The following is a 14,220-nucleotide window of genomic DNA, read 5'->3' as shown; positions in this document are numbered from 1 at the left end:
TCACCCGCGCACAGGTGGAAGCCTATGGCGAATGGGTCTACGACCAGCCGTTCTGGCTGCTACTAAACGTGGCAGTGGGCGGCAACTGGCCCGGCAGCCCGGATAGCAGCTCCAGCTTTCCGCAGCGTTTATACGTGGACTATGTGCGCGTCTACGACGATGACTCCGCGCCCTGCGTGGGCAGCCGCGCCTACCAAAACCAGCCGCAAACCCTGCCCGGTAAAGTCGAGGCCGAGTACTACAACGAGGCCTGTGCCAACGGCCAGGCCTACAGTGATGCCGACCCCGAAAATCGCGGTGGCGCCCTGCGCACCGACGGCGTAGACCTGGAAGCCACCACCGACAACGGCGGCGGCTTCAATCTGGGTTGGACCGAGGCCGGCGAATGGCTGGACTACACCGTCAATGTCACCCAGGCTGGCGCCTACGATGTAAGCCTGCGCGCCGCCAGTCAGGGCTTTGCCGGCGCACTGCACTTCAGCCTGAACGGCGAGCCGCTGGGCAACACCATTAACTTGCGCGATACCGGTGGCTGGCAGGCATTTCGCTCGGTCAGCGGCGGCCAGGTCAACCTGCCCGCGGGCCAGCACACCCTGCGCGTGCACATAGATAGCGGCAACTTCAACCTGAACTATATCCAGTTTGCCGAAGCTGGCACCCTGCCCGACCCGGACGGCGTGCACACCGCCGATCGCAGTCGCGGCGAGTGGACGCTGATCACCGTGCCCGACACCCAGCACTACTCCCAGAACCGGGCCAATGCCCCCATCGCCCACATGCACGCCGCCTTCGATTGGATCGTCGCTAAAAAAGACCAGCTCAATGTGCAGTTTGTGCAGGGCTTGGGCGATATCACCGAAGCTTGGGATCAGCGCTGGGAGTGGGACAACGCCAGCGCGGCCTGGTATAAATTAAACGGCCAGGTCCCGTTCATGCCCGTGCCCGGCAACCACGACAGCCTGGCGCGCCTGAACGAGTACTTTCCGGTGTCGATGTTTGCCAACCAGCCGTGGTACCGCGGCGACAGCGGCGGCATTCAAAATAACTACGGCACCCTGACCATTGGCGCCGAAAGCTATTTGTTTTTGCACCTGCAATCCTATGATCAGTTTTCCAACTACGACGCCACCGGCATCAACTGGGCCAAGGGCGTACTGGCCAACCACCCCAACCACAAGGTGTTGCTGGCCACCCACGACACCTGGGAAACCGATCACGTTAAAAATCAGCTGCTCACAAAATTCGACAATATCGCCCTGTCTAACGCCGGCCACTCTTGCCAGCGCGAGGCACATTATGTGACGCAAGGGCCGCAGGGCGGCGTATCGAATAATTTTGTGATCGACTACCAGTGCGATGCACAGGAAGTCATGAAACTGCGCTATTACCTGTTTAAACCGCTGGAAGACAAGGTGGATTACTACACCTTTTCGCCCATTACCGGCGAGTTTGAAGCCGACGCCAGCTCGCAGGGTTCGTTTGAATTAATTCAGCAAGATCTCTAGCGTTGAACAAGATGTATCGCGCACATTCGGCACCAGTATAAACGGTGCCGAGCACTGGGGTACGCAATGGCGCACCCCATTTTTTATAGATTATTTCTGCAACGGCAAATATTTTCAGTTACCCGAACATCCGAGAGGCGAACGGTTTAAACGAAAGCGTATCTGCTAAGAAGACGCACACGCACACGAAATAGGTGCGCAGGAAAAGCGCAACCACAGCGCCACTGGTGGCTACTTTTCTACGCCATACCTCAGCCGTAAATATATTCGGTGCAAGATCGACAGCAGGCACAAAAACAGCCCCATTGTGCACAAAATAGCGAGCAGGACGATACCAGTCGAATAGCCCAGCCATGCAAATACCGCCAGCATTAGACCCACAAAAACTTCCACCAATACACTTTCCCAATCTACAGTTTTTCGGTAGGGCACTGTTTTTGATGCAAAGTGTCGGACAGTAATTTTCTTCATGTTTCCCTAGCAAGCATAATCCTTAAACACAGGCCGTTAGATCCTGCCCTCACAAGCGGATTAATTTTGGAGGGATTACCACAGCCACATAATGAGTGCTAAATGGCCTCCAACGCCTCGGATAAATTTTTCACCGTCACTATCTCCATCCCTGCCACACCGCCTTTGGGCGCATTGGCCTTGGGCACGATGGCGCGTTTAAAGCCGTGTTTGGCGGCCTCGCGCAGGCGCTCCTGGCCCGAGGGCACGGGGCGTATCTCGCCTGACAGACCCACTTCGCCAAAGGCAATAAGATCTTGCGGTAGCGCTTGGTCGCGAAAGCTCGAGACAATGGCCAGCAGCAGCGCCAAGTCGACGCTTGTTTCGCCCACCTTGACACCGCCCACCACATTCACAAATACATCCTGATCGCCCACCATAATGCCGCCGTGGCGGTGCAGCACCGCCAGCAACATGGCCAGTCGATTTTGGTCCAGTCCCACGGCCACGCGCCGTGGATTGCCGAGCGAGGAGCCATCCACCAGGGCCTGCACCTCCACTAACAGCGGGCGCGTGCCCTCCCACACAACAACGACAATGGAACCAGAGGCAATATCCTCTGCGCGCTGCAAGAAAATGGCCGATGGATTGGTAACTTCGCGCAGCCCTTGCTCGGTCATGGCAAACACCCCCAGCTCGTTGACCGCACCAAAGCGATTTTTGTTGCCGCGCAGCGTGCGGTAGCGGGAATCGTGGCTGCCCTCCAACAAGATGGAGCAATCGATCATGTGCTCTAGCACCTTGGGGCCGGCGAGCGAGCCGTCTTTGGTAACATGCCCCACCAGCAACAAAACCGTGCCCGTCTGCTTGGCAAAGCGCGTTAAAAACGCGGCGCTTTCGCGCACCTGGGTCACCGAGCCCGGTGCCGATTGCACATCGCTCACGTGCATGACTTGAATGGAGTCCACCACCATAACCTTGGGCTGCATGGTCTCGGCCTGGGCGGCGATTTGCTCGATACTGGTTTCAGATAGCATCGACAATTTATCGGCGGGCAGATGCAGGCGCCGGGCGCGCATGGCCACCTGCTGCAGGGATTCCTCGCCGGTCACGTACAGGGCCGACATGGACTCGGCCAGCTTGCACAGGGTCTGCAGCAAGAGCGTGGATTTGCCGGCGCCCGGGTGACCGCCGATGAGGACCACCGAGCCCGGCACCAGGCCGCCGCCCAGCACCCGGTCAAACTCCTCCATACCGCTGCTAAAGCGCGGCAGGTCGTCCAGGCTGATGTCGGAAAGTTTCTGCACCTTGCCCGTGGTGGCGCCAGCAAAGCCGGTGAAGGTTTCGCTGCGCGCCGATTTAGCGGGCGCCAGGCGAATCTCCACAATGGTGTTCCAGGCCTGGCACTCAGCGCACTGGCCTTGCCATTTGCGGTAATCCGCGCCACAGTCATTGCATACAAATGCCATTTTAGCCTTGGCCACACTGCCTCCATTCCAAACCCGTATTGAATAGCCGGCAGTGTACCCCAAGTAACAAGGGCGCAAACAACGTCAATACACCTGCAGACGCCATGAACCGAAACCGCCGAGCCAGTGCCACCCCATGGGGTTTTACCTTGATCGAACTGATTGCGGTGCTGCTCATACTGGGCATAGTGGCGGCCGTGGCCACACCCAAATTTATCAACCTGGCGCAAGAGGCCAGAGACGCCAAGCTACGCGCCATTGGCGCCAGCTTTAAGGCCGGGGTCGACCAGGTGCACGCCTACTGGCTGGTCAAGGGTTCGCCCGGGGCCCAATTGAATATGATCGCCCTGCCCCCGGCCCAGGCCGGCGGCGACCTCAGCGTCAACGCCAACGGCTGGCCGGCCGACACCCGCGGCGTCAGCTTAACGCTCAACTCCACTAACGACTGTTTGGACGTTTGGCGCGCAGTGATGGAGCCGGGCGCACCCAGCGTTTCCGCCGGTGCCAGCAGTGATTTTCGGGCCCTGTATCTGGGCGGTAACAACTGCCGTTATTCCGACCGGACCGCCCCCAGTAAAAACATCGAATTCTACTCAAACACCGGGCGCGTGGTGGTGAACCTCTAGGGCCTTCGGTGGTAAAGTAGCGCCATGACCCAATCACTCATACCTGAACGCCCCATCTGCATCAGCCCCTCTCTGGCCGCCACATTGGGACTCGAAGAAGCCACGCTGCTGAGCCTGCTCAGCGACGCGCTGAGCTATTACCCCAGCCAGCCCAGCAACGGCTACAACTGGTGCCACCTGCAGCGCGAACAGGTACAGAAATTAATGCCTTTCTGGCGCGACCACGACATAGCGCGCATCGCCAAAAGCTTGCGCGATAAGGGCGTGTTGCTGATTTCCACAGCGCCCTACCACGAGAGCCAGTCGCTGCGCTTCGCCATTAACGAGCGCACCCAAACGGCGGGGCAACCCGCCTACCAGAGCCACAGCCCACTGCTGCGCAACAGTCAGCCGGCGCCCGGCGCACAGCCCATAGCCCCCAACTGGCAACCGGGTGAAGAGGTGTATGTGCAACTGGCACAACACAATATTCCCAACCAGTTTGCGCGCGCCCAGATCCCCGAATTTGTGACCTACTGGCGCGACCAAGGCCAGGCGGCGCACTCCTGGAATGCCAAGTTCATGCAGCAGGTGATCCGCAAGTGGCGCGAGCAGGAAACGGATTTCAGCCGACGCGAGCGCGAGCAGCCAATGACCAGTGGCTGGCGGCCCAGTTCCGATGCCATCGACGTGCTGGTGCGGCACGCGGCCATCAACCAGTGCTTTGTGGAAGACGCCATCGCCGAATTTGTGCTCTACTGGCGCGAGCGGGGTGAGCCTTCGCGTACCTGGAACAGTAAGTTTATTCAGCACGTACGCCGTCAGTGGGCACGCTACCAAGCGACCCTGCAATACGACACTGAGCCGCGCCCCATCAGCCCAGACTGGACCCCGTCGCCCGATGTGTACGAAGTGCTGGCGCTGGCCAATATTGATTTACACTTTGCAAAACAGCAGCTGAAAGAATTTGTCATCTACTGGCGCGATACCCACCAGTTGCACAGCTCGTGGAACACCAAGTTTCTGCAACACGTCAAATATCAGTGGGCCAAACGCTTAAATGGCTCACCGCTAGCCCAAGGTAACGGACATGCAAGACAGCAAAACCCTGCTCAATCAGGCCGAACACGCGATCGCTCAGTCAGCGAACAGCTCACCGACCGCAGCTGGGCACTCTGATCAGGCGCGCCCCAAAGCCGGTCCGGAACACATCGACACCATTAACCAAGTGTTTGAATTGTTTCGATTGAATTACCACAACCAGTATTTTGCGGCCTTTCCCGATATGGAGTCGCTGAGTCTGGCCAAACGCCTGTGGCTGGAGTCCCTGGCGCGCTTTAGCCCGGCGGTGATTCTGCGCGGAGCAAAACGCGTGATCGAGCGATCGGACTACCTGCCCACTGTGCACAAGATGATCGTGGCCTGCGAGGGCGATAACAGCGCCCACGGGCTACCCGAAGTACACGCAGCCTACGTCGAAGCCTGCAATGCGCCTTCGCCCAAATCCGGCTACGCCTGGAGCCACCCAGCGGTCTACCTAGCCGGCAAGGCTAGCGACTGGTACTTTTTAGCAAACAACCCCGAGCGCACCGCCCTGCCGGTATTTGCCGAGCACTATAAAACGCTGTGCGATCAGGTGCGTCAGGGTCACAAGCTGGCGCTGCCAGAGCGCAAGGCCCTGCCTGAGCACATCGAGCGCCCGCTCAGCAAAGATGAAAATCTGGCCCGATTAACGGACTTAAAAAAGCAGATGGGCCTGGACTAAGCCTTCGCCTTTGCTACCTGCTAACTTTCGGAGTTCCTCTATGCGTCATTTGGGTCGCGGCAATCTGCTTGCCGCCGTGTTATTGGGTTATGCCCTGGGTGTGTTGGCACTGACCTACTGGCTATTAGTGTCGCCGCTGGAGGAGCGGCGTACTTTCTTGCGCGAACCCGGCTTGTCACTGACCGGTGAATCCGCTGAAGAGCGACTCACCGCTCAGGCCGTACTGGAAGCCATGCAGCTTGAGGCGAGCCAAATTGAATTCAAAGACTACGCCGACAAATACCTGTCGCGCCTTACCATCGTGCGCAATGACGGCGTACTAAAAACCGAGCTCAACACGGGCCACGACTACAGCCGGCTGCCGGACTTCAGCGCCATCGCCGACACACCGGCCCGCAAGCAGGCCTTCTTCGACTATTTGCGCCCGGCCGTGCAGTACCAAAACCAGCTAATTCGCGAACGCCGTCTTATCTTAAAGGGCATTGAAATTCGCTTGGCCAACGGCCAACCGCTGAGCCAAAGCCAGCAGCGCTACATGGCCTTGGTGCGCGAAAGCTACAAGGTGGCGAAAGAGGCCAGTCACACGCAGGCGCTCGAGGTCTTGATGCGGCGCATGGATACCATTCCGGTCTCCATGGTATTGGCGCAGGCGGCCATCGAATCGGCCTGGGGTCGCTCGCGCTTTGCCCAGGAAGCCAACAACCTGTTTGGCCAGTGGTGCTTTAGCCCGGGCTGTGGCGTAGTGCCCACCAGCCGGCCGGCCGGCGAGACCTACGAGGTGGCCAAGTTCGACAGCGTCGACCAGGCCATCGCCGCCTACTTTCTGAACATCAATGCCTTTCACCGCTATAGCGAAATTCGCGATATCCGCGAGCGCGCCCGCGCCAACAATCAACCGCTGCGCGGCTACGACATGGTGGCCGGCCTGGAGGCCTACTCGAGCCGCGGCCAGGCCTATATCGACGAGTTGCGCCACTTGATTCGGTACAACAAGCTGGAGTGATGCCCGCGGACGCCCAGGCCTGACACCGCGGCGTGTGCAGCACAAGCAGCCTTACGCAGCATTCGCACTTCCTGTACATCGCGCTGCTCTCGGACGTCCTGTCCTACGCAGCATTCGTACTTCCTGTACATCAAAAAAAACCCGGCGGTTGCCGGGTTTTTTCAGAGATTACGCTAGGCTCAGCCTGGGGTAACATTCTCTGCCTGAGGACCTTTCTGGCCCTGAGTGATTTCGAAAGTCACAGACTGACCTTCTACCAGAGTCTTGCGGCCGTTACCGTTGATCGCGCGGAAGTGTACGAATACATCGGGACCAGATTCTTGCTGCAGGAAACCGTAACCTTTCTCGTCGTTAAACCACTTAACGACACCATTGTGCAAATTAGACATTTAAGACCTCGTCTTACAATTAAACATTGCCAGCTGCGTTGGCGTTTTTGAAACTTATCCATCTAGCAGCGCAGAGCAAGGCAAAATGTCTAACGGCTGAGCAGCAAAACGGTAAAGCAAAACCATTTTAGGTGGGTCTTGACAGGAGTACAAGCCTGCATTTGCCATCGGCGCCCGCTAAGGCTCGGCAGGCCAGCTACCATCGCGATTGCGGCTTAGAAAGGGCATAGAGAACCAGTGATAGCGCCCAGGCTCGGCGCTGGGTGCCGTACAGTTATAGCGCGAGCGCCCAGCGGCCAAGGCCGACTCAGCCTGGAAAACGTAGGTCTGCGCATCCACTGCTGTCACTTGGGCCCGTCCCTGTTGACTCACGTAGCACGCAGTGCGCGCGCCCAGCTCGGGCTGGCTAAATCGCAGGCGCAGCTGAGGGCGTCGAACAGACACCGGCAACACGCCGTCTACCAGGGGCTGGCCGCCCTCGTCTAGCAGCGCTTCAGTCTCGAGTGGCATCGGCAGGGCCTGCAGTTTTTGGGCAAAGTCCGACACCGTCACATAGCGCCCGCCGAAGGGAAAACGCGGCAGCGCCGGCAGATCGCGCAGCGATGCCGCCCCCGACTGCTGCCCAAAGCCGACAAATCCGAGCGCATTAAGCAACTCCAATAAGGCCTGATTGAATTCCCCATAGGGAAACGCCAGGGCCTTAAAATCGTGGCCCACCTCGGCGCGAATGCGCACCTGTGCACCTTGAATTTCCTGCAGCACCTGCGCGCGCCATTGTTGCTGGTCACCGGCTTGGCTGCGCACCAGATGACTGTGGCGCACCGTGTGATTAGCAATGGCCACGCCCTCGCCAGCCAAGGCGCGCAAATCGTCCCAGCTCAACATGCCGCGCACGCCCTGATCGACGGCCTCGGTACTCACAAACACCACATAGGGCCAGCCGTGGCGCTTGAGAATGGGATGGGCCGTGTGTCGTATGGATTGGTAAGCGTCGTCAAAGGTAATGAGCGCCGTGCGATCTGGCAGGGGCTGCTGCTTGGCGATGTGCTGCAGCAGTTCGGGTAGTCCGATCACCGCAAAGCCGCTCGCGGCCAGATGCGCCATTTGCGCCTCGAATGCCTCGGGCGAAATACTGGTGGCCGCGGGTGTTGAGCTGCTCACATGGTGGTATTGCAAGATAACCAGTGCCTGCGCTGCTGGCGCCCACAGGCACAGCGCCAACAGGCCGCCAATCAGTGCGCGCCAGCGGTTCGCGGACGGCAACCATTGCCGAAACAAATGCCCACTATCTGCCAATTTCCGCTCCTCTCGCCCTGTATGATTTAGCTGCACACCATATACTAAGAGCAGACATTCTGCAGTGAGCCTAGCGCCATGTCCAACGCCCCGCACCCCGCCAATAGCCAAGCAAACGCGACCCTGACGCCGAGTGCTAAGCGCATTGCCAAAACCATACTCAATGGCTTTGACGCCTACTTTGCCGATTTTCAGAATATGACGCTGGGTGCCAAGGCCCGGTTCGAGACTTGTAATTGGGCCGCCGTGCAAGACACCCACCGCGAGCGCATCGAGCTCTACAAGACCAAAGTAGAGCAGGTGTGCAAATTGGTGCGCGGGGTCACCAGCAAAAACGTATTGAGCCTGGACATTTGGCAACAGGCCCGGCAGGCCTATGCACTACTGGTTAGCAATCACAGTAATTACGAAATTGCCGAAACATTTTTTAATTCCATTTTTTGCAACCTGTTCGATCACCAGCAAATTCACGACCGCAATTTATTTGTCAAACCCTCCAAACAAGAGGACAACAAGCAACTGCGAGACTACGCCATCTACTTTAGCTACAGTGCAGAATTCGGTTTCGAAAACCTGGTGTACCGAATCTTTGACGACTTTGAATTTTCTGTTCCCTGGGAGGATAAGGAAAGAGACGTAAAACGCATAGTGGCGGTCATCGAAAAATACCTGCGCCACCGGCGGGATTTACCTTTGCACGAAATGCGCATCGATATTTTGGAATCGATTTTTTATCGCAACAAAGGCGCATACATGGTGGGTCGAGCCGTACTAGGTGAGTTTATCTTTCCCGTTATTGTGCCCTTTCAAAACAACGAACAGGGTGGCATCTACGCAGACACAGTATTGCTCGACCGCGACAGCGCCAGCCGTGTCTTCAGCTTTACTCGCTCGTACTTTATGGTGGATGCCCCTATACCATCGCGCTTCGTAAAATTTTTACGATCTATTATGCCGCGTAAAGACATTGCCGAATTGTACAACGCCATCGGTTTTAATAAGCACGGTAAAACGGAGTTTTATCGCGATGTGATAACCCACATGAAGCACAGCGACGATAAGTTTGTAATCGCACCCGGCATCAAGGGTATGGTGATGACGGTATTCACTCTGCCCTCCTACAATGTGGTATTTAAAATCATCAAGGACCGCTTTGATCCACCAAAAAAGGTTACCGAGGCCATTGTCAAAGAAAAGTACAAACTTGTTTCGCGCTCAGATCGAGCCGGGCGCATGGCCGACACCCAGGAGTACAGTAATTTTATTTTCTACCGAAACCGATTTAGCAGCGAACTGCTGGAGGAATTACAAGCGGTTGCGCCCTCTAAGCTAATCATCACCGACCGACTGGTGATCATTAAGCACCTCTATACCGAGCGCCGCATGGTGCCGCTCAATCTGTACCTGGACACTGCCACCCCCAGTCAGATAGAAGAGGTAATGGACGAATACGGCAACACCATCAAGCAATTGGCCGCCGTCAATATTTTTACCGGCGACATGTTACTAAAGAATTTTGGCGTCACCCGCCACGGCCGCGTGGTGTTTTACGACTACGACGAAATTTGCTTAATAACCGAGTGCGTCTTTCGGAAAATTCCCGAGCCGCGCAATGAAAGTGAAGAGATGGCTGACCGCCCCTGGTACACCGTGGGAGAATTTGACATATTTCCGGAGGAATTTCGGCTATTTTTTAGCGGCAATCCCGCAGCTAAACGCGCCTTTGAAAACCGCCACAGCGATTTGTACGACTTCCGGTTTTGGCAGACTATTCAAGATGAGCTTAACGCCGGCAAAATCAACGACACCTTTCCCTATCGACGTCACCAGCGTTTCGAGCGCAAAAATTAATTCGATGACCGGCTTAAGCGAGACCCAACAGCGCACCTTCAGGTGCAAAATCTCAACCCAATACCACCTGGCTCTATGCGCACTATTTCCATGTCCACCACCGGCGCATCCACCAGCATGCCCTGCACCTGACCACGCACCAAAGTTCCAATAGGCGGTAAAGATTCGGGGTTGGTCACGATAAAAATACCGCCATCTGATATATCGCGAGTTTGGGCCAACACTTCACCACAACTGTCGTGGCTGATGAGTACGCGGCATCGCACGGGAATACGAGGATAGCGGCGGTTATCTGTGCCCATAGGCTACTCCGTCTCTTGGCCGCCCCGCTTGCGACGGCTATGGCTCAACTAAAATGCGGTCCAAACGGCTGCGGTAATAGGTAATTGAGAAGCGGTTCATGCCCTCGTTAACCACCTCCAGCACCAACTCAGATTCTCCCACACTGAGCAAGGTACCCTGGGTGGTTTTACTGCCCGTCACCACCGAAACCGTACGCCCCACATAATCGCGCGCCTCTTCAAACGTCACCTCGATGGGTGCCGGCGGCGGTGCCACCGTTTTAGGCTGCAGCGGTGCGCGCGCAGCCGGGCGCTTGGGCGCTACCTTATTAAATATAGGCGAAACTGGCGTGCCTGCTAGTTCCAGTTCCAGGCGGTCCACCACCAGGCTTTCCAATTGTTCGGGCGCCAGCGGCTGCTGCAGCTTTAAACCCAACACCCAACGGGCCGTAATATTGCCGGATTCCGTTAGCAACTGCTGGTAGGCGGCGCGTGCCGTGTCGGACAAACTCAGACCGCGGTAATTCAGATGGGTTTCCATGGCCGCCACGTGGCGCGCCAGAAAGGCGTCGACCTCCAGCTCGTGACGCTGCGCGCAATAGCTGCGCCAAGCTTCAATACCTCGGATATCCTGATAGGCCACGCGCACCATATCCAAGCCGCCCACACGGCGGAAATTGGCCGAAACATCGCTCAATCGCAGCTGCGTTTTCAAGGCGTAGGCGCCGGGCACTTCAATGTCAAAATTGGCAGTCAGCTCGCGATTGCCCGGTGTATAGGTGTAATCGATGACCCAGTTGCTGTCCTGATCCAGGCCCAGCATCCAATCGGCCGGCTGGTGCGCCGGATCCATGCAATCCACGGCCGACTCCGACAGCTCGGCCAGATTGCCTAAATTGGCGGTAACACCTTTGACGCTGATGCGCATTTTGTCGGGTAATTGACCACCCAGGCGCCGCTGTATGAGTTCGGGCAGCGACTGCATATCCACTTCAACGCGCTGGATATAGGCGTTAAACAGGGATTCATCCGGCCCGTTGAGCGTAATACGCTTGACCACCACCTTGCCGTCAAAGCCCACTTCCAGCCGGTCGTAGCTAACGTGGACGGCGCTGCTGACACTGTTGATGGCGGCGTCGATGCTGTTTTTAATATCCCACTGGAGGTACCAGCGGCCCGCAAACAGCAGCACAACTAAAACCACAACCAGCTTGAACAGTGTCTTACCCATCCTATTCCTTCCTTGTCGGCCGCAGGGCCACTTTGCAATCGCTTGGCAGTAAGTCTATCGCATTCCGGCCCTTTGCCTATTAGCTCTTGTGCACAACCTCGACACTGTCCACTTTTTGGAAACCTCGCGGTAATTTGTTGCCGCGCCGACCGCGCTCGCCGCGGTAGTGCTCCAAATCACTCGCCTTCAAGGTTAAGTGGCGCTTGCCCGAGTAAATGGTGAGTTCATCGCGCGCTGCGAGCACCGCTAAAGCCAATAAGTACTCCTCGCGTGCCTGCAGGCGTGCCGAGGGAATATTCATAATTTTATTGCCTTTGCCGCGCGCCAGCTCCGGCAGCTCGGCCAACGGGAATACCAGTAAGCGGCCCTCGTTACTCACGGCCGCCAACAGCGCCTGAGCGGGATCGGTCACCAGGCTGGGCGGCATGATGTGAGCGCCCTTTGGCAGGCTGACCAAGGCTTTACCGGCGCGGTTTTTCGAGGCCAGATCTGCCAGCTTGGCCACAAAGCCGTAACCGGCATCGGAGGCCAACAACACCCGATCGTCGTCGCCGCCCATCAACGCACCTTCAAAGGTCGCACCGCTCGGAGGATTCAAACTGCCTGTTATCGGCTCGCCCTGACCGCGCGCCGACGGCAAGCTATGACTCGCCAGAGAATAGGAGCGACCGGTGGAGTCCAGTAACAGAACGGGCTGATTGGTTTTGCCTCGCACCGCCAGTTTAAATTTGTCGCCGGCTTTGTAATTGAGCGACGCGGGATCGATATCGTGGCCCTTGGCCGCGCGAATCCAGCCTTTATCGGATATCACCACCGTGATGGGGTCGGCAGACATAAGCTCAGTTTCGCTAAAGGCCTTGGCCTCTTCACGCGCAACAATGGGCGAGCGGCGCTCGTCGCCGTGCTGTTCCATAACGGCCAGCAATTCTTTTTTAACCAGCGTTTTCAATCGCACTGCGGAGCCGAGTGTTTTTTCCAGGTCGTTGCGCTCTTTTTCCAGCGCCTCTTGCTCCTGCAGAATTTTCATTTCTTCCAGGCGCGCCAACTGCCGCAACTTGGTTTCCAGAATGTATTCTGCCTGCGCCTCGTTCAGATTAAAGCGCTCCATCAGCACGGGCTTGGGCTCGTCTTCGGTGCGAATGATGTGAATCACTTCATCCACATTCAAAAACACAATTAACAGCGCCGCCAAGCGCTCCAGGCGCTCGTTAACTTTTTCAAGTCGATGTTGCAGGCGCTTGCGGGTGGTGACCATGCGAAAACTCAGCCACTCTGCCAGCAGCGTATTGAGCGCTTTAACCGCGGGGCGACCGTCGATGCCAATCATATTCATATTGACGCGGTAGGTGCGCTCCAAATCGGTGGTGGCAAACAGGTGCTGCATCATCTGCTGCAAATCCACGCGGTTTGAGCGTGGCACTATCACCAGCCGGGTGGGATTTTCATGGTCGGATTCGTCGCGCAGATCGGCCACCATCGGCAGCTTCTTTGCCACCATCTGGGCCGCTATCTGCTCCAGAATTTTGGCGCCGCTGACCTGGTGCGGCAGCGCCGTTACCACTACGTCGCCGTCTTCCTCCAGCCACACGGCGCGCATGCGCAAACTGCCGCGGCCGCTTTCATACATTTTGATAATGTCTTCGCGCGGGGTAATCAGCTCGGCCTCGGTGGGCATATCCGGCCCTTGAATAAAGTCGCACAACTCCGCCACCGATGCCTTGGGGTTGTCGATCAGGTGCACCGTGGCGGCCACCACTTCGCGCAGGTTGTGAGGCGGAATATCGGTGGCCATGCCCACCGCGATACCCGTAGTGCCGTTCAACAGGACATTGGGCACCTGGGCCGGTAACACCGCGGGCTCTTCCAGGGTGCCGTCAAAGTTGGGCAGCCAGTCGACGGTGCCCTGGCCCAGCTCCGACAGCAGCACTTCACTGTACTTGGTCAGGCGCGACTCGGTGTAGCGCATGGCGGCAAACGACTTGGGATCATCCGGCGAGCCCCAGTTACCCTGTCCATCCACCAAGGGATAGCGGTAGGAAAAGGGCTGCGCCATCAGCACCATGGCCTCGTAGGCTGCCGAATCGCCGTGCGGGTGGAATTTACCGATCACATCACCCACGGTGCGCGCCGACTTCTTGAACTTGGCGCTGGCCTTCAGGCCCAGCTCGCTCATGGCGTAAATAATGCGTCGCTGCACGGGCTTTAACCCATCGCCCACGTGGGGCAGTGCACGGTCCAGGATGACGTACATGGAGTAATCCAGGTAGGCCTTTTCCGTGAATTCCTTGAGGGCTATGCGTTCATCCGCGGCCATGGCGGTGATCAAATCAGACATGCGACTTCCTGCGATTCAAATTACAGCCCGGGGTTTCCAG

Annotated in this window: 12 protein-coding genes; 6 read left to right on the top strand and 6 right to left on the bottom strand. The window is 57.4% G+C overall.

Annotation, left to right across the window (positions count from 1 at the left end; all coding sequences use genetic code 11):
- Positions 1-1,505 (top strand): carbohydrate-binding protein (locus ACW8F6_RS09495; RefSeq protein WP_491575625.1); only part of this gene is annotated, 1,505 nt, incomplete at its 5' end.
- A 569-nt stretch (positions 1,506-2,074) separates the two neighbouring features.
- Here ACW8F6_RS09495 and radA read toward each other — a convergent pair.
- Positions 2,075-3,439: a DNA repair protein RadA gene (gene radA / locus ACW8F6_RS09490; RefSeq protein ID WP_491575624.1), complete on the bottom strand. Its 1,365-nt coding sequence runs from the start codon at positions 3,437-3,439 to the stop codon at positions 2,075-2,077.
- Between the two features lie 89 nt (positions 3,440-3,528).
- Between radA and ACW8F6_RS09485 the strand changes: the two genes are divergently transcribed.
- From ACW8F6_RS09485 to ACW8F6_RS09470, 4 genes are read left to right on the top strand one after another with little or no spacing between them, the layout of a single operon-like run.
- Positions 3,529-4,050 carry a type II secretion system protein gene (locus ACW8F6_RS09485; protein ID WP_491575623.1) on the top strand — a complete coding sequence of 174 codons (522 nt, stop codon included), beginning with the start codon at positions 3,529-3,531 and terminating at the stop codon, positions 4,048-4,050.
- A 24-nt stretch (positions 4,051-4,074) separates the two neighbouring features.
- Entirely contained in the window at positions 4,075-5,208 is a 1,134-nt protein-coding gene (locus ACW8F6_RS09480) for a DnaT-like ssDNA-binding domain-containing protein (RefSeq protein WP_491575622.1), read from the top strand.
- Positions 5,120-5,794, top strand: a complete 675-nt coding sequence (locus tag ACW8F6_RS09475) for a replication protein P (protein ID WP_491575621.1) — start codon at positions 5,120-5,122, stop codon at positions 5,792-5,794. Before ACW8F6_RS09480 ends, ACW8F6_RS09475 begins: the two co-directional genes overlap by 89 nt.
- Positions 5,795-5,834: 40 nt before the next feature.
- Positions 5,835-6,797 carry a glucosaminidase domain-containing protein gene (locus ACW8F6_RS09470; protein ID WP_491575620.1) on the top strand — a complete coding sequence of 321 codons (963 nt, stop codon included), beginning with the start codon at positions 5,835-5,837 and terminating at the stop codon, positions 6,795-6,797.
- 179 nt (positions 6,798-6,976) lie between these two features.
- Here ACW8F6_RS09470 and ACW8F6_RS09465 read toward each other — a convergent pair whose 3' ends face one another.
- Positions 6,977-7,186 (bottom strand): cold-shock protein, encoded by a 210-nt coding sequence (locus ACW8F6_RS09465; protein WP_491575619.1) that lies wholly within the window; start codon positions 7,184-7,186, stop codon positions 6,977-6,979.
- A gap of 177 nt (positions 7,187-7,363) precedes the next feature.
- Complete coding sequence (locus tag ACW8F6_RS09460) at positions 7,364-8,482, bottom strand: polysaccharide deacetylase family protein (RefSeq protein ID WP_491575618.1); 1,119 nt, start codon at positions 8,480-8,482, stop codon at positions 7,364-7,366.
- Between the two features lie 78 nt (positions 8,483-8,560).
- On the opposite strand from ACW8F6_RS09460, the gene aceK reads away from it, so the two are divergent.
- Positions 8,561-10,333 (top strand): bifunctional isocitrate dehydrogenase kinase/phosphatase, encoded by a 1,773-nt coding sequence (aceK, locus tag ACW8F6_RS09455; protein ID WP_491575617.1) that lies wholly within the window; start codon positions 8,561-8,563, stop codon positions 10,331-10,333.
- A gap of 38 nt (positions 10,334-10,371) precedes the next feature.
- On the opposite strand, the gene ACW8F6_RS09450 is transcribed toward aceK, so the two are convergent.
- The 3 genes from ACW8F6_RS09450 to parC form a co-directional block, all read right to left on the bottom strand.
- On the bottom strand, positions 10,372-10,635 hold the full coding sequence (locus ACW8F6_RS09450) for a PilZ domain-containing protein (RefSeq protein ID WP_491575616.1): 264 nt from the start codon (positions 10,633-10,635) through the stop codon (positions 10,372-10,374).
- A gap of 37 nt (positions 10,636-10,672) precedes the next feature.
- A complete protein-coding gene (locus tag ACW8F6_RS09445) occupies positions 10,673-11,845 on the bottom strand; it encodes a hypothetical protein (protein WP_491575615.1) in 1,173 nt (390 codons plus the stop codon).
- Between the two features lie 79 nt (positions 11,846-11,924).
- On the bottom strand, positions 11,925-14,180 hold the full coding sequence (gene parC / locus ACW8F6_RS09440) for a DNA topoisomerase IV subunit A (protein ID WP_491575614.1): 2,256 nt from the start codon (positions 14,178-14,180) through the stop codon (positions 11,925-11,927).
- Between the last annotated feature and the right edge of the window lie 40 nt (positions 14,181-14,220).

The sequence above is a fragment of the Simiduia sp. genome (assembly GCF_058345725.1).
This window is presented reverse-complemented; position numbering and strand designations above follow the sequence as displayed.

Excerpts from the sequence above, each read along its gene's own strand:
- ACW8F6_RS09485 (WP_491575623.1), top strand. The coding sequence starts at position 3,529 with ATGAACCGAAACCGCCGAGCCAGTGCCACCCCATGGGGTTTTACCTTG.
- ACW8F6_RS09480 (WP_491575622.1), top strand. The coding sequence starts at position 4,075 with ATGACCCAATCACTCATACCTGAACGCCCCATCTGCATCAGCCCCTCT.
- ACW8F6_RS09475 (WP_491575621.1), top strand. The coding sequence starts at position 5,120 with ATGCAAGACAGCAAAACCCTGCTCAATCAGGCCGAACACGCGATCGCT.
- ACW8F6_RS09470 (WP_491575620.1), top strand. The coding sequence starts at position 5,835 with ATGCGTCATTTGGGTCGCGGCAATCTGCTTGCCGCCGTGTTATTGGGT.
- ACW8F6_RS09465 (WP_491575619.1), bottom strand. The coding sequence starts at position 7,186 with ATGTCTAATTTGCACAATGGTGTCGTTAAGTGGTTTAACGACGAGAAA.
- aceK (WP_491575617.1), top strand. The coding sequence starts at position 8,561 with ATGTCCAACGCCCCGCACCCCGCCAATAGCCAAGCAAACGCGACCCTG.
- ACW8F6_RS09450 (WP_491575616.1), bottom strand. The coding sequence starts at position 10,635 with ATGGGCACAGATAACCGCCGCTATCCTCGTATTCCCGTGCGATGCCGC.
- ACW8F6_RS09445 (WP_491575615.1), bottom strand. The coding sequence starts at position 11,845 with ATGGGTAAGACACTGTTCAAGCTGGTTGTGGTTTTAGTTGTGCTGCTG.
- parC (WP_491575614.1), bottom strand. The coding sequence starts at position 14,180 with ATGTCTGATTTGATCACCGCCATGGCCGCGGATGAACGCATAGCCCTC.